Consider the following 20,973-nt stretch of genomic DNA (forward strand, 5'->3'; position numbering starts at 1 on the left):
TGGTCAAGATGGGCGTCTGGAGCAAGGCTTTTTCACCAACAGAGGGCAAAACATGACACATCCACGGGGGTTAAGTCGTCGTCACATGCTGCAATGGGTCGTCGCTTGGGGCATGTTCACACCATGGCTCAGCGCCTGTATGCAGCGGGGTATGATTAAACCGGGTTTACACCTTGGTGCCGGTGGCATAACGGCCAACGGGCACTCCCTCATGCAGGGTGAGGCCATCCCAGCGGGAGCCCTCTTGCAGACCGATATGGGTACCCAAGCGGTGGTGGTGATAGGGCAAGATGCCCTGCTGCTGCGCCCGGAGACCCAGTTGCAGCTAGACCCCCCTACCCTGGCCCAAGTTACCGAGGCTGCTGTGGTGACCGATGCCTCCCCAAGCACCCTTGCAGAAACATTGGGGGTACCAGGATTTTTATTGCAATCCGGCGGGGTGCTCTCGGTCTTTGCACAAGGACGCCGACAGTTGCGCACCCCTCAAGCCTTGATCGGCATTCACGGTACCGGCATCTATTTAGAACTGGAAGCGCAACGCACCTACGCCTGTACCTGCTATGGAACGGTAACAATCACCCCCACCGCCAACCCGAACATGCAGGCCCGCATCCAAACCCACCATCATGATGATCCCCGCTATATTGACCGCCATGGGGATAACCTGATGGTTACAGCCCCGGTCATCAACCATACGGATGCCGAATTGACCATGCTGGAGGCCCTGGTGCTGCGTAAACCGCCCTTTATCTCCTCGATCACAGGTATCAGCCGCTATTCACTTTAGGGAGTGCCTTGCTCATGTCCCACCCGTTGATCGACACCCACGCTCACCTTTGCGATGACCGCTTTGACGCCGATCGGGACGCAGTATTGGCACGGGCGCACGCCGCCGGTGTTACCGCCATTGTGGCGGTAAGTGAAACCCTGGCCGATGCCCAACGCACCTTGGCACTGTGCGACAGCTACCCCCTGCTAAAACCGGCCTGCGGCCTCTACCCCGGATATGCCGACCTGGATCAAGCAGAGGCCATGATTGCCTTTATGCAACAGCATCAACAGCGCTGGGTGGCCATCGGTGAAGTGGGCCTGGATTATATGCTAGCTAAAGAAGAGCCGCAGCGGGCGGTGCAACGGGCGGTGCTCAGCCGTTTTGTTCAGTTGAGTGAAGCGTGGGATCTACCCCTTAACTGCCACTCACGGGGGGCGGGTAAACAGGTGGTGGAGTTGCTGCTTCAAGAGGATGCCAAAAGGGTGCAGTTGCACGCCTATCATGGACCCCACAAAGCGGCCCTACAGGCGGTGGAGGCGGGCTGGTATCTCTCCATTCCTCCGGCGGTGGTGCGTTCAGGGCAGCTACGGGAGTTGGTGGTCAAACTCCCCCTGCACGCCTTGTTGTTGGAGTCCGACAGTCCGGTGTTGGGCCCCCAAGCCGATACCCGTAACGAACCTGCCAACCTAACCCAAAGTTTGGCGGTGGTGGCGGAGCTGCATGGTCTGGCCATCCCTGCCTTGCGGGAGAGGTTGTGGGAAAACAGCCTGCGCCTCTATGGTGAGCGGCTGGTGCCAGCCCTGGTTTAACCCCCAACATATGGGCATGGGCACCCTTTAGCCGAGCCTGAACATCAGAAAATCTTCCAGGCGCTTGGAATCCTTGCAAACCCAGGTGGGGTGAAAAAGATGGGTGTCTGAGCACATTTTCCAAAGAATGCACAGTTTGTCGTGCCACTCGAAAAAAAATACACATCGTAAGATTCTGTATTTTAAGATCTTCTACAATAGGCTGTTAAACATGGGTTAGGCTAACAGCGTTGCACCGCTGCGCACCCTTTGCATGATGGCCTCGGCGCTTACACCCTCTGCCCGCAAGGCGCGTAAGGTTAGGCTTTTATCCCGCTTGGCATAGCGCTTACCCTGCTCATCGGTGAGTAGGGGATGGTGGTGATAGATGGGTGTGCGTAACCCCAACAGCGCTTGTAAGAGACGGTGCAGATGGGTCGCTTGACGCAGATCCTCGCCCCGAACCACATGGCTAATGCCCTGCACATGGTCATCCAGGGTGACCGCCAGATGGTAACTGGTGGGGGACTCCTTACGGGCCAATACCACATCCCCAAAGATCTCTGGCGTCGCCGTGATCTCTACACCCTGCTCACCATCAACCCAGTGCAGCGGGACGCCCCCCAGCAGCTCCAGCGCCCGCCCCACATCCAACCGCAAGGCATGGCTCTGTCCCTCGTGCAGCCGCTCCATACGTTCTGCCATGGAGAGAGCTCGACAGCGCCCCGGGTAGAGGGGACCATCGGGACCATGGGGAGCACGGTTGGCGTTGGCGATCTCTTGTTGAATGCTCTTGCGGGTACAAAAACAGGGGTAGAGTAGCCCCAAATCCTGCAACTGCACTAGGGCATCCCCATAAGTCACCATATGCTGGGACTGCTGGCGCACCGGCTCTGGCCAGTAAAAACCGAGCCAAGCCAGATCGGCAAAGATCGCCTCGGTATACTCTGGGCGGCAACGCACCGTATCAATATCCTCAATACGCAACAGAAAGCGCCCGCCATGACGTTGGGCAAAATCAAAGGCACACCACGCCGAATAGGCGTGCCCCAGGTGCAGATAGCCGGTAGGACTGGGGGCAAAGCGGGTAATCACGCCATCCATTAGGCGGCAGAGCTGCTCTCGTCAGAGCCATCGTGCATAGAAGAGAGCTCTTCGGCACTAAACACCCGATCGGTATCGAGGATAATAATAAACGTATTGCCCTCTTTACCCATGCCACGGATAAACTCGGTGCGCAGGTTGGTACCCAGTTTGGGTGCGTTTTCGATATGTTCCGGTTCTAGGCTCATCACCTCTTTAACCGAATCGGCCAAGGCACCCAGCACGGTTTTTTCACCAGCGTTCTCAATTTCAATGATTATGATGCAGGTATCGACAGTTTTGCCAGCCGCTTGCATACCAAATTTGATACGCAAATCCACCACCGGTACCACACTACCCCGTAAATTGATCACACCACTCATAAAATCAGGCGTGCGGGGGACTTTGGTGACGGAGGTAAACTCCAGCACCTCCCGTACCCGTGCAATGTCTACGGCAAACACCTCTTTTTCCAAGGTAAAGGTAAGAAATTGAGTGGTTTCAACAATGGCCTTGCCTGACATGACGACTCTCCCTAGCGCTTAAAAGCCTTCTTTACCGTAAGAAAAGCATAGCTTAATCATACCCCGCGAGCAGCGTTGATGCTTAACCCAAGGGGGAAAATGCGGTATTACACGCCATGCCGCTCCAAAAATTGCTGCCATATAGATGGGCTTATACCTTGAATAACAAGCTGTTTTTCGCGGGATTTCTCCCCCCTTACCAACGTTACCTGACCTTTGGCAATACCCAACTGTTTGGCTAAAAAATGACACAGCGCCTTATTGGCCGCCCCATCCACCGGTGGTGCATTAAGGGCAACTTTTAACTGCTCACCCTGCCAACCCATGACCCGCTCTTGAGCAGCCTTGGGTTGCACCCGAATGGTCAGGTGCAGGGTATCTCCCTGCCAGGATGGTTGTCCCATCTCTAGTAGATTCCCACCAAAGCACCCACCACCAACTGTAGCAGATTCAGCACAAAGGTGGTCAAGATTGCCGCGACAAAGGGAGAGATCTCTAATCCATAGAGGGTTGGCACAAACCGGCGCAAGGGACGTACCGCTGGCTCGGTGGCCTGGAACACAAAACGCGCCAGCGGATGCCGCAGATCCAGTTTAGAAGGCTGCCTTTGGCGAAAGCTGTGCCAAGAGTAGACGTTAATTCCCCCCCGCACCAACAGCAACACCATGTAGAATACCACCAGCAGGTAGATTAACTGAAGTAGCTGCGCCACAATGACCAACATCGCCCCCCCCACATTACCGGAAGAGAAGATGGCCTGCACCAAACTTTGCAGCATATTGATGCCAAAAAAGGCCACGATGGGGGAGAAGTCTATACCCGCTATGCTGGGAATCATCCGGCGCAACGGCCCCAACACAGGCTCAGTAACGCGTATGAGTAGCTGCACAATGGGGTTATAGGGATCAGGGTTGACCCAAGAGATCAGCACCCTAAACAGAATAATCCAGGAGTAGAGACCCAGAAAAAAGGTTAACAACTGCCCGATGGAACTCATGATACCCATGGGTGATTTTCCTTAATGGTTCATCTCTGAAAGAGCCTGCTGCCACCCAGCCTGCTCCGATTTTATGTTTGCCCAAGCCGCCCTGAGTACTCGGTTAAACGCACACCTCAACCCCCAAGGCTGCTACCCTCTAACGGGTTATTGACCCAATGCCTTGGATCGGTTCCAAGCGGCCTCTACCGCAGCCATTAGGGCACCTCGCACTCCTTGCCGCTCCAGCACGCCCAGACCCGCAATGGTGGTACCGCCGGGAGAAGTCACTCGATTTTTTAACACACCGGGGTGCTCACCACTCTCCCGTAGCAGGGTGGCGGAGCCCAACAGTGTCTGCACCGCCAGTTGATCGGCCAGAGCTCTGGGTAGACCACAGGCCACCCCCCCATCCGAGAGCGCCTCGGCGATTAAAAACAGATAGGCTGGCCCTGAGCCAGAGAGGGCGGTTACCCCATCCATGAGACTCTCTTGTTTGACCACCGCGACCTGGCCCACACTTTCCAGCAAGCGTTGTGCCTGGGCGAGTTGCTCTGCATCAACATGTCCATTGGGGCATAGTACGGTCATGCCTTGGCCCACCAGCGCCGGGGTATTGGGCATGGCCCGAATGATGGGTTGACCCGCTGGCAAGGCCGCCGCCATGGTGGTTAGATCCACCCCCGCCGCGATAGAGAGCACCACCGCAGTGGGGGCCAGCTGCGGGGCCACATCACGCAACACTTGAGCGACCAGATTGGGTTTTACCGCCACCACCACAAAAGCCGCCTCTGCCACGGCATCCGGATTATGGGCATGGCCCTGGATGGCAAATTGGCGGATTAAGGCCTCTCGCTGGGTGGCGTTGGGCTCTCCTACACGCAGCTTTGCGGCGGGATAGCCGACCTTGTGCAGACCAGCGATGATGGCACTGGCCATATTACCACCACCGAGAAAGGCGATTGGGGGCTGACTGGACATTCTTTTATCCTTACCTTGATTGCTTCGCATGTGGGCTATGAGCATAGCCGCTGTTCGCTTGGCTTTCCAGACTCAAACCGTGAGAGACCGATCTATGTGGGCGCTTAGGCTACGCGACGTTCCCCAAACAGGGCGCTGCCTACCCGTACCATGGTGGCCCCCTCTTCGATAGCCACGTGAAAATCGTGACTCATCCCCATGGAGAGGGTCTCCATGGCAACCCCTGGCAGACGCATTTGTTGCACATGGTTCGCCAGGGTGTAGAGCGCCCGAAAATAGGGACGCACCTGCTGGGGATCTTCCAGATAGGGGGGCACGGTCATTAAACCCTGAATGCGCACCCCTGGGATCTGGGCTATGTGACGCACCTGCTCTTCCAAGGCCTCGGCGGTCATCCCATTTTTTTGCGCCTCTCCACCCACATTGACCTGTAATAGGATGGGCATTTGGCGTTGCTCGGCCTGCATGCGTGCGCCGATGGCCTGGGCCAGGGTTAGGGTATCCACCGTTTGTACCATGTGGAACAGTTCACCGATGTATTTGATCTTATTTTTTTGCAGCGGGCCGATCATATGCCATTGGGGCTGCACCCCAGCGGGCATAGACACCGTGGGCTGTTTCTCCTTGGCCTCTTGCACGCGGTTTTCCCCAAACAGCAGCTGCCCGGCCTCGATTGCTTCGCTCACGGCGCTGCTGGACTGACGTTTGGAGACCGCCATAAGCTGCACCTCGTGGGGTGAACGACCCGCCCGTTGACAGGCTTGCACCATGTGTTCTTGAATGGTTTCCAGTCGCTGGGTGATGGTGTGCATGGTGTTGGACCCTCGGCTTGAGCGAAAGCGCGGCATGTGATCTGTGGTAACAGTGTAGAACCCTTGTGCCATTAAAAAAAGGCTGGTCAAAACGACCAGCCTTTTCTTGATCTTTTACAGACACCCATTAGCCAGCCAGAGCTTCGTCCACCCACTCATAGAGTTTGGATTTGGGCATGGCGCCAATTTTAGAAGCTTGAATCTGCCCCCCTTTAAAAATCATCAGGGTGGGGATACCGCGCACGCCAAAGCGACCGGGAACATTGGGGTTTTCATCAATGTTCAGCTTAACCACTTTCAGGCTGCCAACTTTATCCTGAGCCAGCTGGTCCAGAAAGGGGGCTACCTGTTTACAAGGGCCACACCATTCGGCCCAAAAATCCACCAACACAGGGGTCTCTGCTTGCAGGACATCTGTTTCAAATTGGCTATCGGTGGTTGAAGTGACATGTTCGCTCATGATCTGGTCTGCTCCTCTTGTGCATAATAAAGAAAACGGCGCGACCCCTTGGATGTATAAGATTGGGGCTACGGTATAACCCAAGGGTTGACACTGTTGTCCATGTTACCAGCTTAGGCTAGGCTAAGGCTGTTTATGTTCCAATTTCCTAAAATAAAGGCGCGGCGCTTAACCACCTAGCCTGCTGCAATCTCCCGCAAGATGGATACTGCCCTGCTACCGTAGGTTGCCAGCCTGCTGTTGTCAAGTTGCTCTCATTTGACCTTTGACAATCATGCGCCCAGTACCTATAGTTGCACATCCTAGATTTTGATGATTGCGCGGTTAGCTCAGCCGGATAGAGCGTTGGCCTCCGGAGCCAAAGGTCATAGGTTCGAATCCTATATCGCGCGCCATTTTTTCAAAGGCTTACGAATCTCTTCGTGGGCCTTTTTTGTTGCCAACCACCCAATAACGACCCAAAATCACAATCTCATCGCATGGACTGCATAACTTGCCCATACCCGCTGCCTGAATTTACCCATCTGACTTCTCCAACCCTGGCCAAGCGCACCAAATATCCACACTCCATTTACCAGACTTACACCGGCTTGACACATAAAGTTCATTTGCATTTCAATGGCTTACAAGCGTATTGTGTGAAAACTTTGTTGAAAGGGAGTTCACATGCGCATTCTAATCGTATCCGACGCTTGGTATCCCCAGCGTAATGGTGTTATCCGGGTTCTAGAGTCTCTCATCGAAGCGCTCGAAAAACGTGGTCATGTACTTGGCATGATCACCCCCAACCGCTTTACCACCATCCCCTGCCCCAGCTATTCGGAAATCCCCCTGGCCTTGTTCCCCTATCGCGGGGTCAAACGGCAGATCCAAGCCTTCGCCCCACAGGCGCTGCATATCGCCACCGAAGGCCCCCTGGGATCCGCCGCGCGGCGTTGGTGCTTAAACCATAAAGTGCCCTTTACCACCGCCTACCACACCAAATTTCCCGAATATATTCACGAACGCACCAAGCTGCCCCTAAACTGGCTCTATGCCGGCATTCGCCGTTTTCACAAACCAGCACACACCGTCATGGCCCCCTCGCCCTCGGTCTATCGTGAGCTAACCGCCCGCAACTTTCCCCATGTGCAACCCTGGGCCCACGGGGTTAATGTGGAGGTGTTTACCCCCCAACCCAAAGATTTCCTGCAACTGCCCCGCCCAATCCATATGTTTGTGGGGCGTATTGCGGTGGAAAAAAATATTCCCGCTTTTCTGGATCTGGAGCTGCCCGGCAGTAAGGTGGTGGTGGGACGGGGTCCCCAAAAAAACACCCTGCAAAAACACTACCCCCACGTCCATTTTTTCGATACCAATAACGATACCGAATTGGTCCAGCTCTTTAGCAGTGCCGATGTCTTTGTGTTCCCCAGCCTGACCGACACCTTTGGTTTGGTCATGCTCGAAGCCATGGCCTGTGGCGTGCCCGTGGCCGCCTATCCCGTTACAGGGCCTTTGGATGTCATGCAGTTGGATGGCCCCGGCGAAAACGCCATGGGCTGCCTCGATTTTGACCTTACCCTGGCCATTCAAAAGGCGCTGGGTAAATCTCCCGCAGCATGCCGGGCCTACGCCATGAACTTCTCCTGGGAGCGCGTCGCCGACCAGTTTCTGGCGTTTCTTGCCCCCATCGAAACACGGGATGCCCTACCCGCCCCCCTCACCGCTGAAGAGGTGGAAGGCTCTTAAGCCTTATACACGCCCTTGCGCTACCCCTTGACCCATACAGACGGAGGGATAAGGGATCTGAAAACAGACAAGCCGGAGCATAACGCCCCGGCTTGTCTGTTTTTTACACCTTAGGTCAGGCTAATCCCCACCATGCGGTTACTGCTTGGAGGTTTTTATGGGCGCCTCGACCACCTCTTTATAGTCACACCCCTCCGCCACGCAAATATGCTCGGTACCCCGGGTTTTGGTCACCTTTTTGGTCACAAAGGGAGCCTGACACTTGGGACAGGGGATCTCCAAAGGCTCATCCCACAACGCCTGCTTGCACTTGGGATAGTTGGAACAGGAGTAAAAGATCTTACCCCGTCTGGATTTCTTCTCCAAAAAAGTGCCCTGACCACAGCTCGGACAGGCCACACCCGTATCCCTGGGTTTATTCAGCGGCTGGTTATTTTTGCACTCCGGTGCACCAGAACACCCATAATATTTGCCGTAGCGCCCCTCTTTAATCAGCATGGGTTTGCCACACTTATCACAGGGAATGTCGGTAAGCTCCGGCTCTGGACGCGAGACCTCCTCCTCCTTATTGAGCGGCTCGGTATGCTTGCACTCTGGATAACCGGTACAGGCCTTAAACTTACCAAAGCGGCCCAGTTTGATGGAGAGCGGTGCGCCACATTTGGGACACGGCTCATCAATCTGCTCGGTGGTTACCTCCTCTTTAGAGGTGGTCTCATCCTTGAGCGTGATCTGCTGAATAAAGGGCTGCCAAAAATCCTCCATCAAAGGGACCCAACTCTTCTCCCCCCGGGAGACCGCATCCAACTGATCCTCCAGATTGGCGGTAAAGTTATAATCCACATAGGTAGAGAAGTGTTTGGTCAGGTAGCTGTTGACCACCATACCCACATCTTCGGGATAAAATTTGCGGGCATCCAGCTTGACATAACCCCGATCCTGTAGCGTGGACATGGTCGGCGCATAGGTGGAGGGTCGGCCAATACCGTAGCTCTCCAGCACTTTAACCAGGGTGGCTTCTGTATAACGCGGCGGCGGCTCGGTAAAGTGCTGACGGGCATCCAGCGACTTTTGCTCAAGCTGCTGTCCTACCTCCAGCGGCGGCAGAATGCTCTCATTATCATCATCGTCATCTTCGCGGTCTTGGGCCGATACCTCATCTTTGCCCTCCATATAGACCTTCATAAAGCCAGCAAAAGCCACAGAGGAGCCGGTGGCGCGAAAACGGTAGGCCGCGTTGGGGTCTTGACTATCCACCGACAAATTGGCCGCCACTTTATCTATTTTGGCTTGGGCCATTTGGCAGGCTACGGTGCGTTTCCAGATCAACTCATATAGACGAAATTGATCCTTCTCCAGGATCTCCCGCAGCATCTCTGGTGTGCGGATAACATCCGTGGGGCGAATCGCTTCGTGGGCCTCCTGGGCATTTTTGGCCGAGGATTTGTATTTGCGCGGTGACTTGGGCAGATACTCCTTGCCATAACGGATCTCAATCTGTTTGCGAATCGACTCAATGGCCTCATTGGCCAAGTTCACCGAATCGGTACGCATATAGCTAATAAGGCCTACCGTCTCTTTACCGCCATCCGCCGTCGGCACCTCCATACCTTCATAGAGGCGTTGGGCCACGGTCATGGTTTTTTTGGCCGAAAAACCCAGCTTGCGCGAGGCCTCCTGCTGTAAAGTCGAGGTGATAAAGGGGGGCGCAGGATTGCGCTTGCTCTGCTTTTTCTCAATTTCGGAAACATACAGTGGACGCTTCTCCACCGCCTTAATCAATCTTTTGGCATAGGCCTCATCACCAATGGAAAATTTGGAGAGTTTCTCCCCATCGGCCACCGCCAGACGCGCCTCAAAGGGGCGTGGTGCGGATTGTGCCGCCTGCGCCGCCAGAGCGGTAATGCTCCAATATTCACGAGCCTCAAAAGCTTGAATCTCCGCCTCGCGCTCGCACACCAGACGCAACGCCACCGACTGTACCCGACCCGCCGAGAGACCCCGGCGTACCTTGCGCCACAAAAGCGGACTCAGATTAAAACCCACCAAATAGTCCAACGCCCGCCGTGCCTGTTGGGCGTTCACCATATCCATATCCACATCCCGGGCGTGGGCAACGGCGTCCTGAATGGCGGTTTTGGTGATCTCATGGAACACCACCCGCTTAACCTGCACATTTTCTAGCAGTTTTTTCTCATTCAAAACCTCATAGACGTGCCAGGAGATCGCCTCTCCCTCGCGGTCAGGGTCGGTTGCCAGCAATACTTGCTCAGCCCCCTTCACAGCCTTAGCCAACTCATCCACCCGTTTGGTGGAATCCTTGGGCACGCTATATTTCATAGCAAAACCGTGCTCCGTATCCACCGAGCCATTTTTGCTGGGTAGATCACGAATATGCCCGTAGGTCGCCACCACTTTATAGCCACGACCCAGGAATTTATTGATGGTTTTCGCCTTGGCGGGTGATTCCACGATGACCACTGCCGTCATGTTTCCACCATTCCATTTCAAAGTTAAGGTGAAGGGTTAGAGTGTTGTACAGCCTATTCCTTCGCCTGTCCAACCCCTTTCTATCCATACATCCATCAAGAAACCTGTGGCACCAAGGCCAGGGTTCCCCCCATCTCACGGGTAATGATGCCGCACAGCTCAAGCTGAAGTAATGTGCTGGAAAGCTCCGCAGGTGTCAAATGACAAAGACGCAAAAGACCATCCACCGTCAAGGCACCATCCCCCAGCGCCGCCACCACTGAGGCCGCCCCAGGAATATCCGGCAGCACCTCACTCACGCCCCCTGAGGGGATCACCGCCACCCTTTTGGCCTGCTCTGGCACCACCCCACCCCAGGCCAAAGCCTGCACCACATCCGCCGCGCTCTCCACCAACGTGGCACCCTCTTTTAAAAGCTGGTGTACCCCCCGGCTACGCTCATCATCTACCGCCCCAGGCACGGCAAAAACCTCGCGATTCTGCTCCAGCGCCATACGGGCCGTAATCAGTGAACCAGACTTTAACCCCCCTTCGACTACCACCACCCCCCGGCTTAACCCACTGATGATGCGGTTGCGCCGGGGAAACCGTTTGGGGTGGGGCTGCGTCCCCGGGGGATATTCACTCACCAAGCAGCCCTGTCGTATAATCTGCGCTTTCAGTTGCATATTGGGCTTGGGATAGCTCACATCCAAACCGCACCCCAACACCGCCACCGTCGCCCCCCCACCCAACAGCGAACCCGCGTGCGCCGCGCTATCAATACCCACCGCCAAGCCACTCACGGTGGTCAGCCGCATCTGCCCCAAATCCGCCGCCAATTTATGGGCAAAACGCTCCCCATTGCGGCTACAGCGGCGGGTGCCCACCATGGCGATCAAGGGTTCCTGATTAAGCAGCGCCCCATCCCCCTGTATAAACAGCAGCGGGGGGGGATCGGAGATTTCCAAGAGCTGTTGGGGATAGGCCGGTTCACGCCAATGCAGCGCCGTCGCCCCCATTTGGTGGGTCTGTGTAAGCAGCCTTTCTACCCAACTGGCATCGGCCAATGTTAGCTCGGGTTTAAGCCTTGGCAAGGCCCGTAAAATGGCGTGTGGTGTGGCAAACTGTCTTTCATAGTGCAACAGGCTAATGGGCCCCAAGCCTGGGGTGAGCATCAACTGTAACCATGCGTGATGCACCCCTTGCCCCATACAGGTCAGCCCTTTTTCCCAATGCGGGGTTCGGTGCCCTGTAGGATGCGCTGGATATTTTGGCGATGTTTCCAAAACACCATGGGCACCACAATGGCCGCCACCACCAGGGCTGCCGGCGTGCCGTAGAGATATTGATAAAGGGGCATCATGGCAAAGGCGATCAACGCCGCCAGCGAAGAGATGCGAAACAGCAGTGCCCCCACCACCCAACTGCCCACCGCCAGCAACCCCACAACCGGGGTCAGCATGAGAAATACCCCCAACCCGGTGGCCACCCCCTTACCCCCCTTAAAACCCAAATAGACCGGGTAGAGATGCCCCATAAAGGATAACAGCGCCATGGCCGCAGTAATGGGGCTCTGCCAGCCAAACATGGCAATGCCCGCTGCCGTGGCCATGGCACCTTTGCCAATATCCAAAACCAAGGTTAACAACCCAGGAATTTTTCCCGCCGTGCGCAGCACATTGGTGGCACCAATATTGCCGCTGCCTTGGGTGCGAATATCCCCCACCCCCCAGAGTCGGGCGATCACCAAGCCAAAGGGCACGGCACCCAGTAGATAGGCGGCGCTTATGGCCATTAAGGCTGTTGGCGTAAAGAGTTGGGCGATCATGCATGCCTCATGGTTAAAAGAGTAATCCTTGCTGTAAAAATCCGGTGCAGACCCCTAACCCTGAGCAGAGATGAGGCCGCACGCCTTGACCCGGTGGCGGTCTGTGTTTACATGTTCCTAGCCGCCGCCTTAACCCCATTATTCCACGCCAAAGGATGGTACCACCACATCCCGCCCCCCTTGGTTACCCTGGATGCGAAACAGTTTGGATTGATAACGCAATCGGTGAGGATAATCCCTCACCTCTGTCACACCGGAAATGGTGTAAAGAAGCTGCGTGACAAACTGCTGCGCCACATCGCCGTGGGGTTGGTCCGTCATAACAAAGGTAGGGTAGGGCTCGGTGGTTAGGGCAAGCAGTGCATAGTTATGGCTCTGCACAAACTGGTTAACCGCCTCGACCACGCCAAATTGTTGGTACACCGCGTAGGGATGGTTGCAGTAGTCATGACCAAGAATCAACCCACCCTGTTTGATTTTGGTGTGATAACTCTCTAGATCAGCCGTAACACCAGCTTGACTATGGAGGCCATCAATATAGATCCAATCCAGGCTATGCTCTGCAAAATCCGCCGCCGCTTGCTGGGAATAACTACGCTTAATCGCCACCACACCCCTGGAGATTTCATAGGAAAAGCGGCGTCGCACATTTTGAAAACGGCCCTCCTGCTCCTCAGCCGGGCAGTTGTTTAGATCGGTTTGATAGTCATCGCGGGTCTGCTTTTCCCAAGGGTCCACAAGGGTAAGCTGGCGGGGATGATTGCGATCCAAAATCTGCGCTGAAAAATTCCCCTCGGCCACACCAATCTCCACCACATGGCCCTGCTTGGGTAATAAACTTAATACCATTTGACGGGTTGTTGGGCATAGAAACATCTTAAAATACTCTTTCTAGGGTTACGCACCCCCACCTGTTACGGGGTGTTGACCATCAAACCATTGTTTTGAACCCACATTTGCCATAACTGACCATGCAGCCCCAAACGTTTCTCCAGTGCCTGTAACTGCTGCCCTACCTCTGGTTTGAGCTGCTCGGCCAACGCCTGTTCATCCACCGGGGTGGGCTGTGGACCATGCCCGGCACTCCAATCCCCCAGCAGTTTTTGCTCCAGCCGCAGGGATTCTGAAAAACCCTGGCGCAAGCCATTGGCTACCGTTTCCCGCAGCTGTTGGCGGAGCTCTTTGCTTAAATTGGCATACCACCGGTTGCTCACAATAAAGGTCATCCACCCATAGAGATGGTGGGTGGAATAAAACTGCTTGCCCTGGGATGCCACACGGGTACGTGCCAGCAGCTCTGGTGTGCTGGAGATCCCTTGCAGCCAGCCTGCTTGAATCGCCTCTGGCACCGCCTCGGCTGGCACATAGCTGGGTTTTAACCCCATAAGCTCCAGATTTTTTTGGTGGGCTATCACACCGGGGGCACGAATGGTGGCCCCCCTCAGCTCTGGCCAAGCGCGCCCCTCAAAGGTGGTGACACCATAAAATCCGGTCCCCCCATAACCCAAAACCTGTATACGCTTGCGCATGGCGCGCAAACGCAGCTTTTGATCGTAGCGACTGCCGATAAACTGTACCAACTGATTGGGGGTCACAAACAGACGGGGTATCAACAAGAGCTGATAGGCGGGCAAGGTTTGGGATAGGGTGGAAGCCGAGACAAATCCCCCTTCCAATTTTCCCTCAATGAGCGCTTTGACCATGCTGATCTCATTGCCCTGCTGGCCATTGTGCAAAATCTCCACCTTGACCTGGCCCGCCGTTGCCTGTTCAATATCCGCCGCCATGCGCCTAAGATTGCGAATATAGGTCATGTCCATGCCCTGGGTTGCGCCAATGCGCATGACCTGTACGGGGTTTTGGGCATAGGCGGGCGTGGTCCATAGGGCGACCAACAGCGCAAATGGCGTCAATAAGGTGCAAAAAATTTGAAACATGGTATGGTGCATGTGGCGTCAACCGTGTGATGTTCCATGAAAAGAGGGTTTCCATGGGATACCATGCCTGCGCCCCTTTGTCAGGTGCTGATCATCATATAGAACGTTTTCCCCCCAATTGGGGGTGTTTGCCAGGAGGATAGAATGGCCTTTTCCCTTAATAAAGTACAACTGATTGGCAATCTGGGTGCAGACCCAGAGGTGCGCTATACCCAGGCGGGTAAGGCGATGGCCAATTTAAACATTGCCACCAGTGAATCATGGAACGATCAACAGGGCCAGCGCCAAGAGCGTACCGAATGGCACCGGGTTGTGATCTTTGGCAAAGCCGCAGAGATCGCCCAGCAATATATGCGTAAAGGCAGCAAGGTCTATATCGAAGGGCAGCTGCAAACCCGCAAATGGCAGGATCAGAGCGGTCAAGATCGCTACACCACCGAAGTGGTGATCAGCGGCTTTAATGGGCAGATGATTATCTTAGACCGGCCCAGCGGCGGCGGCTTTGGTGGCGGCGGGGCCCCAGCCGGAGGTTTTGGCGGTGGTGCGCCCAACGCGGGTTTTGCTGGCGGCCCCCCCCAGGGTAGTCCTGCCCCGAGCGGTGCTGCCAACCAAGGCAGCGGCACCTTCTCATCCCCGGCGGATACCTTTAATGAAGGCCCCGACTTTGATGATGATATCCCCTTTTAGACCCACCACGCAGGCCATCCAAACAGAGCTCTACCAAAACGGGCGGATGTCCCATAAAAAAGCCCCTGTGGCGCCAACACCACAGGGGCTTGTTATCCGCCCCCCCTTGCGGGGCTGTGACACCCCAGATTAAGGTCTGGGCTGCGCGGCGGGCACCACATTACGCTGCCACCATCCCTTGACATGATCCATGGTCGAGGCACGAGCAGGCATTGGGTCCGAGGCCGTGGGCGCATTGGGCGGCGGCTGATCGTGGAAAAATAGGGTCTTGAATAGGTTAGGCTCTTCCGGTCTCGGCGGTGCGCTGAGATCTTCCAGCGCATTCTGGGTCAAAAATAGCACCTGCCGGGTGGCCAATTCGGTCATCAACTCCAGAGAATAACCCGCTTCTGGGGGGGAACTCTTCGCCATCGAGGTGCTGGTGCTGATGGCCGTCAATGCCAATGCCGGATTTTTGACAAACATACCGGTGTTAATCAAAGCGGCACTCATACCTGTGGCCATCTCAGCATCATGTTTACGCTGGTGCGGCTCCGAATCCACCCGAATACGCATGCGCCGCAATAACTCACCCTTTTCCCCCAGCAGATAGGCATCCCAATCCACCAAACCGCTGGTGGCGGTACCGCTGTTGCGTAGTATCCGTGGCTCAATCCAGAGCGTAACCGGCCAATCATTATCCTGGGCCAGCATCACCGCCTCTTCCAGATGGTAGGCCGGTTGCCACTCCTGCACCAGCCGCTCAGCAATACGTCCTGGCAAAATTTGACGGTAGATGGTGCGGGTATAATCCACCAACACCCCATCCTGCCCCGCCTGCTTTTGCGTGATGGGCAATAGATGCACCTCGGGAAACGGGGTGATCTTGCCATCGTTGTTGGTGGAGGCCTCCCAACACACCTGAACATCTTTCAGGGGGACCTCGCAACCTTTGCGATAGACCGCCTGGGCGGTGCCACTGGCCAGTAATAGCACCATGGCAAGGGGTAATCCCACAAGTCGCTTCATCATCACGACGTTCTCCTGATCGTCAAGGGTTGCCTTTGTCTCGCATAACCTGCATAGCATCAAACAGATAGACTGCAAAGGGCAGTGCACAGGTAAATCCTGGGGAGACCGCATTCAAGACATGAAAGCTGCGGTGATCCCCTTCAAAATGGAAATCCATCTCCAACCGTCGCTGCCGCACATGATAGAGCTGCGCACGAATGCCGGGAGGTCCCCATTGCCGGTAATCCTTTACCGACACACCGTGCGCCAACTGTTTGGCCAGATGAGCCATCCATACACGGTTATATTTCATCATCTCTCGCACCGCCAACCGGCGGAATCCAAAGGGATTGTGCCACAACATCTGAAGCTCGCGCCCCATGATCTGCCGACACTCCGTTGCCGAGAAACCCTCCAATCCCCCATAGTGCTGCCGCCAAAAGGCCGGTATCGCCGTGGGGCCTATTTTGGCTTTACCATCAACGGTGACGGTGAAATGCACCCCCAAAAAGGGATTGTCCAGATCCGGCACCGGATAGATATTGGTTTTCCACGCCCCTGGGGCTTCGCTGCTCTTGAGATAGAGCCCCTTAAAGGGCAGCACCACATGCTCCTGACAAAAACCGTACGCCTTGGCAATGTGGTCGGCGTAAAGCCCAGCCGCATTGATTAAATAACCCGGTTCTAGCCACTGTTTGCCGATCTGCACCCGCTCACCCTGGCAACCCAGCCATGGTGCATGGGGGCGAATCTCAATACCGGCATCCTGCACATCCCGGCTAAGCTCGGCCATCACCTCTTTCGGATCCACCGATGCTGTGAGGGGAGAAAAAAGGGCCGATCCTGCCGTTTTTACACGGGGTTCTATGGCTTTTGCCTGGGCCTCTGTGACACGTTCCAAGGGTACCTGATTGCGCTCTGCCCGGCGTTGCAGCTCATCCAGCCCCGCCAGATCCCCCTCATGACGGGCCACCACCAATTTGCCACACGGATGGATACGCAATTTGCGTTCCATACAGTACTGGCTCCATGCTTGATTGCCCTCACGGGTAAAGCGGGCCTTGAGACTGTCGGCGGTATAGTAAAAACCCGCATGCAGCACACCGCTGTTACGGCCACTGGCATGCAGACCGGGCTGGGCCTCCTTTTCCGCGACCACAATGGTGGCACGCGGATGGCGTTTGCGGGCCTCCAGCGCCAACGCCAAGCCGATTACACCGGCACCAAGAATGAGAAAATCAGGGGAGTCCGTCGACATCGCTACACCAAAAGAGTCAAGGGGGTGACAAGGACGTGGTGGCAGCAGCGATGGGCCATGCCCCCAACAGGGGCCGGGTAGCAGGGGAACCTCCCCCCATAGGCGTACCTAAACAGCCCACCCGCAACGGCGGGTTGTGGGCGGCTTACAACCCCGCTGCGACCAACCCAGCGGGCACCGGGGGCCAGAAGAGAGCCCCCCTGCGACGCTTAATTCAGTGATTGGCATCCTTGATCAGCCGCGCCGCATAAAAACCGTCCACCCCATGGGTCGCCGGTTCGGTGCGTAGATCCCCTGCGGAATCAATCCACTCGGGGAGAATACCCGCCATGCCCGCCTCCAACGGCAGACGCTTCCACTGGGGATGCTCTTTCAGGAATCGCGCCACTTGTTGCTCATTCTCATCGGGTTCTAAAGAGCAGGTGGCGTAGACCAGCAAGCCGCCGGGCTTAACCGCAGCGGCCACCGACTGCAAAATCTGCTGCTGCTGCTTGACCACCTCCGCCAAACCGCTGGGGTTGCGCCGCCATTTAATATCAGGATGCCGCCGGATCACCCCCGTCCCGGTACAGGGGGCATCCACCAGCGCACGGTCAAACAGACCCTCGATGGGCTGTGTGGCATCGGCACAGCGCAGCTTAACCTGTGAACGAATGCCCAGACGCGCCATATTTTCCCCCATGCGCTCCAGCCGCTGCTGGGCGCTATCCAGGGCGGTAATCACTACCCCTGCACCCCCCAACGCCACCAAATGCGCCGATTTTCCCCCAGGTGCCGCACAGGCATCCAGAATAGCCTCCCCCGCCTGGGGGGCCAGCAGACGCGCCACCGCCTGCGCTGCACGATCCTGCACCGCAAACCACCCGTTGCTGTAACCGGGCAGCGTCGCCACCTTGGCCCCTTGGGGCAGCATCAGCGTCTCTTCAGCCTCGGGGCAGACCGTTACCTCAATCTCCGCCTGTTTGGCCGCCGCCAGATAGTCCGCGACCGTGACCTTGGGGGTGTGAATACGCAAGGTTAAGGGGGCCTGCGCATTGGCCGCCGCCAGACGGGCCTCGGTGGCCTCCATACCCAACCGTTTTTCCCAACGCTTAACCAGCCAAAGGGGGTGAGAGTAGCGCGTGGCCAAACGCTTAAGGGGATCTTTAACCGCCGACCACGTGGTGGAGAGTTCAACCTCGGTGGAGCGCCGCAGCACCGCATTCACAAACCCAGAAAGATTGTGGTCACGGGGCTGTTGTTTGACCAACTTAACCGCCTCATCCACCGCCGAATGAATGGGGGTGCGCATAAATTGCGCTTGATACAAAGCCGTCAGCAACACCGCCCGTACATAGTGGTGTTTGGCCTTGAGATCCTTTTGCATAAAACGGGTCAGGGTTGCCTCCAGCAACGCCATATGGCGGATGGTACCCACCACAATCTCATGGGCCCGCCCACGCATCTCTGGCGAAGTACCGCTCTGCTGGTGAATCTGCTGCTCCAAAGCGGTTTCCAAGGGGAGGTGCTCAGAGAGCATGGCAGAGACCGCCGCAGCGGCCATGGTGCGTTCTGAAACATGGGATTTGGACATGTGGCTTCCTGTGATCTCTATTAGGCTCTATGGACAACCCCAACGGCGCGGTGTGGCGCACGCGGGATGATGTATCGTGATACGTGGCTTCTGTACGGAGGTGTAGGCTCTGCGTCACGCACAGCCCATTGAGGGGTGCAGGTTCGTGAACGGTGATCCATCAACCCGAAGAGGAGGGGCCAAGGGTAGTTATAAAGTCCAACGTGCCCGTTGTCCAGCCGCAGCCAACCGCCAAGCCCCGGCACCCCACATGAACCATTGTCTACGGGCTATCTGCACAACCCGTAGCCACGCTGCTGACCTTAAGGATTGGGCCAACCCCTTTGACAGACCACCCGCGACGGTACGCCCCCCTTATGGCCCGTTTATGGGCAAGGGTCAGGCGGGGGTGGATCGCCAACCCCCAACTCACGCTGCAATAGGGTCGCTAGGGTTTGGCGTAGTTCCAAAATACCATCCCCTTTGGACGATGAAGTCACCAGCAAGGGCGCCACCGCCAGGGGCACTTTTTCGGCCACCATTAAGCGCATGGCCTTGATCGCCTCACGGCGAGGGTTGGCATTAAGCTTGTCGCTTTTGGTTAATACCGGCAGCACCGGCAGACCCATCTTAAAGATAAAATCCAGCATCGCTTGATCCTGCTCGGTCATGCCACGCCGAATGTCCAGCAACAAAATCACCGCACGCAGATCACGACGGCTGTTGAAGTAGAGACCAATACCCCGATCCCACACCTCTCTCTGCCCCCGTCCCACCTTGGCATAGCCATAACCGGGCAGATCTACATAATAATAGGCTTGGTTGATGCGGAAAAAATTAAGCTCCCGCGTGCGACCCGGTGTGTTGCTCACCCGCGCCAATTGACGTCGGTTTAACAATTTATTCAGCAGCGATGACTTGCCCACATTGGAGCGGCCCGCAAAGGCGACCTCCGGCAGGCCGTCATCGGGGTATTGTTCCGGTTTAACCGCACCGACAACAAATTCAGCATTAAAACCGGTATCCAACTTGCTCTTGTCCATTTCAACTTGCTCTTAACGCCCTTAGGCCCTTAAATATGATTAAATGTTAATCATACCAGGGTTAAAATATGGACACATACGATCCAATTGAGAAGCTTTTTGCACAAAACCTAGCCGGTGGTCCACCACCGCTGGTACTTGCACCCATGGCTGGGGTAACCGATGCCCCTTTTCGACTTATCGCTCGGCGCTACGGTGCTGACCTTACGGTTTCGGAGATGATCGCCTCCCAAGCCATGATACGTAACACCAGCAAAAGTCTACTCATTGGTACCGCCCATGAGGAAGAACATCCCCTCTCGGTACAGATTGCCGGCAGCGATCCCCAAGTGATGGCCGAAGCAGCCCGCATGAATGTAGACCGGGGGGCTGAAATAATCGACATCAATATGGGCTGCCCCGTTAAAAAAGTGGTTAAAGGGCAGGCGGGTGCCGCTTTAATGCGCGATGAGGCTCTGGTCGCACGAATTTTAGCCGCTGTGGTGGCCGCCGTTCCGGTGCCGGTCACTCTTAAAATCCGCCTGGGGTGGGATAAAAGCAACCTAAATGGTGCCCGCATCGGCCAAATTGCCGAACAACAGGGGGTTCGCATGCTCACCGTGCATGGCCGCACCCGCATGCAGATGTATCGCGGCCATGCGGATTGGCAATGCATCGCCAGCATTAAACAGGCCGTCACCATACCGGTGGTGGGCAATGGGGATCTTCACACCCCCCAAGAGGCTAAGGAGAAGTGGCTGCTCTCTGGCGTTGATGGGTTGATGATTGGACGGGCCGCCATGGGCTGCCCTTGGTTGTTTGGACAGATTGCCCACTATCTGCGCAGTGGTCAGGAAAAACCACCTCCCGATCTGGCCGAACAACACGCCTTGGTTTTGGAACATTTTGATCGACTCATTGATTTTTATGGGCCGCATATCGGTAATCGCATGGCGCGCAAGCATCTGGCTTGGTACGCCAAAGGACTACCCAACAGCGCCCACTATCGCAGTGCGATCAACCATTGCCCTACGCCTGAAGAGACCCGCCATCTGGTGGACGACTTCTACCGTGGTGTGCATAACACCCAAGCTGCGTAA

Annotated in this window: 21 protein-coding genes and 1 tRNA gene; 6 read left to right on the top strand and 16 right to left on the bottom strand. The window is 56.0% G+C overall.

The annotated features are described in order from the left end of the window. Window positions 1-52: 52 nt before the first annotated feature. Both MMC1_RS18760 and MMC1_RS18765 read left to right on the top strand, forming a co-directional pair. On the top strand, window positions 53-787 hold the full coding sequence (locus MMC1_RS18760; protein WP_011715188.1) for a FecR family protein: 735 nt from the start codon (window positions 53-55) through the stop codon (window positions 785-787). Window positions 788-801: 14 nt separating this feature from the next. Continuing rightward, the gene (locus tag MMC1_RS18765; RefSeq protein ID WP_011715189.1) at window positions 802-1,581 is read left to right on the top strand and encodes a TatD family hydrolase; all 780 of its coding nucleotides are present in this window, start codon (window positions 802-804) and stop codon (window positions 1,579-1,581) included. Window positions 1,582-1,797: 216 nt separating this feature from the next. Here MMC1_RS18765 and gluQRS read toward each other — a convergent pair whose 3' ends face one another. The 7 genes from gluQRS to trxA form a co-directional block, all read right to left on the bottom strand. Beyond that, window positions 1,798-2,664 carry a tRNA glutamyl-Q(34) synthetase GluQRS gene (gene gluQRS, locus MMC1_RS18770; protein ID WP_011715190.1) on the bottom strand — a complete coding sequence of 289 codons (867 nt, stop codon included), beginning with the start codon at window positions 2,662-2,664 and terminating at the stop codon, window positions 1,798-1,800. Next, window positions 2,664-3,167: a chemotaxis protein CheW gene (locus tag MMC1_RS18775; protein ID WP_011715191.1), complete on the bottom strand. Its 504-nt coding sequence runs from the start codon at window positions 3,165-3,167 to the stop codon at window positions 2,664-2,666. The genes gluQRS and MMC1_RS18775 overlap by 1 nt, the downstream gene beginning before the upstream one ends. A 107-nt stretch (window positions 3,168-3,274) precedes the next feature. After that, entirely contained in the window at window positions 3,275-3,571 is a 297-nt protein-coding gene (locus MMC1_RS18780; protein ID WP_011715192.1) for a DUF167 domain-containing protein, read from the bottom strand. Between the two features lie 2 nt (window positions 3,572-3,573). Further along, entirely contained in the window at window positions 3,574-4,173 is a 600-nt protein-coding gene (locus tag MMC1_RS18785; RefSeq protein WP_011715193.1) for a YggT family protein, read from the bottom strand. 138 nt (window positions 4,174-4,311) lie between these two features. Next, entirely contained in the window at window positions 4,312-5,124 is an 813-nt protein-coding gene (gene proC / locus MMC1_RS18790) for a pyrroline-5-carboxylate reductase (protein WP_011715194.1), read from the bottom strand. A 104-nt stretch (window positions 5,125-5,228) separates the two neighbouring features. Beyond that, window positions 5,229-5,936 (bottom strand): YggS family pyridoxal phosphate-dependent enzyme, encoded by a 708-nt coding sequence (locus MMC1_RS18795; protein WP_011715195.1) that lies wholly within the window; start codon window positions 5,934-5,936, stop codon window positions 5,229-5,231. Window positions 5,937-6,063: 127 nt separating this feature from the next. After that, window positions 6,064-6,396 carry a thioredoxin gene (trxA, locus tag MMC1_RS18800; protein WP_011715196.1) on the bottom strand — a complete coding sequence of 111 codons (333 nt, stop codon included), beginning with the start codon at window positions 6,394-6,396 and terminating at the stop codon, window positions 6,064-6,066. Between the two features lie 318 nt (window positions 6,397-6,714). Between trxA and MMC1_RS18805 the strand changes: the two genes are divergently transcribed. Together MMC1_RS18805 and MMC1_RS18810 are read left to right on the top strand one after the other, a co-directional pair. Then, window positions 6,715-6,791, top strand: a tRNA-Arg gene (locus tag MMC1_RS18805). Between the two features lie 271 nt (window positions 6,792-7,062). Further along, the gene (locus MMC1_RS18810; protein WP_011715197.1) at window positions 7,063-8,127 is read left to right on the top strand and encodes a glycosyltransferase family 4 protein; all 1,065 of its coding nucleotides are present in this window, start codon (window positions 7,063-7,065) and stop codon (window positions 8,125-8,127) included. 138 nt (window positions 8,128-8,265) lie between these two features. Here MMC1_RS18810 and topA read toward each other — a convergent pair whose 3' ends face one another. The 5 genes from topA to dctP all read right to left on the bottom strand — a co-directional run bounded on the left by topA (window position 8,266) and on the right by dctP (window position 14,376). Beyond that, window positions 8,266-10,617, bottom strand: coding sequence for a type I DNA topoisomerase (gene topA / locus MMC1_RS18815; protein WP_011715198.1), 2,352 nt, complete (start codon window positions 10,615-10,617; stop codon window positions 8,266-8,268). 95 nt (window positions 10,618-10,712) lie between these two features. After that, window positions 10,713-11,798 carry a DNA-processing protein DprA gene (dprA, locus tag MMC1_RS18820; RefSeq protein ID WP_160162739.1) on the bottom strand — a complete coding sequence of 362 codons (1,086 nt, stop codon included), beginning with the start codon at window positions 11,796-11,798 and terminating at the stop codon, window positions 10,713-10,715. Window positions 11,799-11,815: 17 nt separating this feature from the next. Then, the gene (gene plsY, locus MMC1_RS18825) at window positions 11,816-12,427 is read right to left on the bottom strand and encodes a glycerol-3-phosphate 1-O-acyltransferase PlsY (protein ID WP_011715200.1); all 612 of its coding nucleotides are present in this window, start codon (window positions 12,425-12,427) and stop codon (window positions 11,816-11,818) included. 138 nt (window positions 12,428-12,565) lie between these two features. Further along, entirely contained in the window at window positions 12,566-13,303 is a 738-nt protein-coding gene (locus MMC1_RS18830; protein WP_011715201.1) for a class I SAM-dependent methyltransferase, read from the bottom strand. Window positions 13,304-13,341: 38 nt separating this feature from the next. After that, window positions 13,342-14,376, bottom strand: coding sequence for a TRAP transporter substrate-binding protein DctP (gene dctP / locus MMC1_RS18835; protein ID WP_011715202.1), 1,035 nt, complete (start codon window positions 14,374-14,376; stop codon window positions 13,342-13,344). Window positions 14,377-14,508: 132 nt separating this feature from the next. Between dctP and ssb the strand changes: the two genes are divergently transcribed. Further along, on the top strand, window positions 14,509-15,051 hold the full coding sequence (gene ssb, locus MMC1_RS18840; protein ID WP_011715203.1) for a single-stranded DNA-binding protein: 543 nt from the start codon (window positions 14,509-14,511) through the stop codon (window positions 15,049-15,051). A gap of 129 nt (window positions 15,052-15,180) precedes the next feature. On the opposite strand, the gene MMC1_RS18845 is transcribed toward ssb, so the two are convergent. The 4 genes from MMC1_RS18845 to yihA all read right to left on the bottom strand — a co-directional run bounded on the left by MMC1_RS18845 (window position 15,181) and on the right by yihA (window position 19,894). After that, a complete protein-coding gene (locus MMC1_RS18845; protein ID WP_011715204.1) occupies window positions 15,181-16,062 on the bottom strand; it encodes a hypothetical protein in 882 nt (293 codons plus the stop codon). 19 nt (window positions 16,063-16,081) lie between these two features. Further along, the gene (locus MMC1_RS18850) at window positions 16,082-17,299 is read right to left on the bottom strand and encodes an NAD(P)/FAD-dependent oxidoreductase (RefSeq protein ID WP_011715205.1); all 1,218 of its coding nucleotides are present in this window, start codon (window positions 17,297-17,299) and stop codon (window positions 16,082-16,084) included. A 214-nt stretch (window positions 17,300-17,513) separates the two neighbouring features. Then, a complete protein-coding gene (gene rsmB, locus MMC1_RS18855) occupies window positions 17,514-18,872 on the bottom strand; it encodes a 16S rRNA (cytosine(967)-C(5))-methyltransferase RsmB (RefSeq protein WP_011715206.1) in 1,359 nt (452 codons plus the stop codon). A 365-nt stretch (window positions 18,873-19,237) separates the two neighbouring features. Next, window positions 19,238-19,894, bottom strand: a complete 657-nt coding sequence (gene yihA / locus MMC1_RS18860) for a ribosome biogenesis GTP-binding protein YihA/YsxC (RefSeq protein WP_011715207.1) — start codon at window positions 19,892-19,894, stop codon at window positions 19,238-19,240. A 68-nt stretch (window positions 19,895-19,962) separates the two neighbouring features. Here yihA and dusB point away from each other — a divergent pair, with 68 nt between their 5' ends. Beyond that, on the top strand, window positions 19,963-20,973 hold the full coding sequence (gene dusB / locus MMC1_RS18865) for a tRNA dihydrouridine synthase DusB (protein WP_011715208.1): 1,011 nt from the start codon (window positions 19,963-19,965) through the stop codon (window positions 20,971-20,973).

This window comes from Magnetococcus marinus MC-1 (assembly GCF_000014865.1).
Classification (GTDB): domain Bacteria; phylum Pseudomonadota; class Magnetococcia; order Magnetococcales; family Magnetococcaceae; genus Magnetococcus; species Magnetococcus marinus.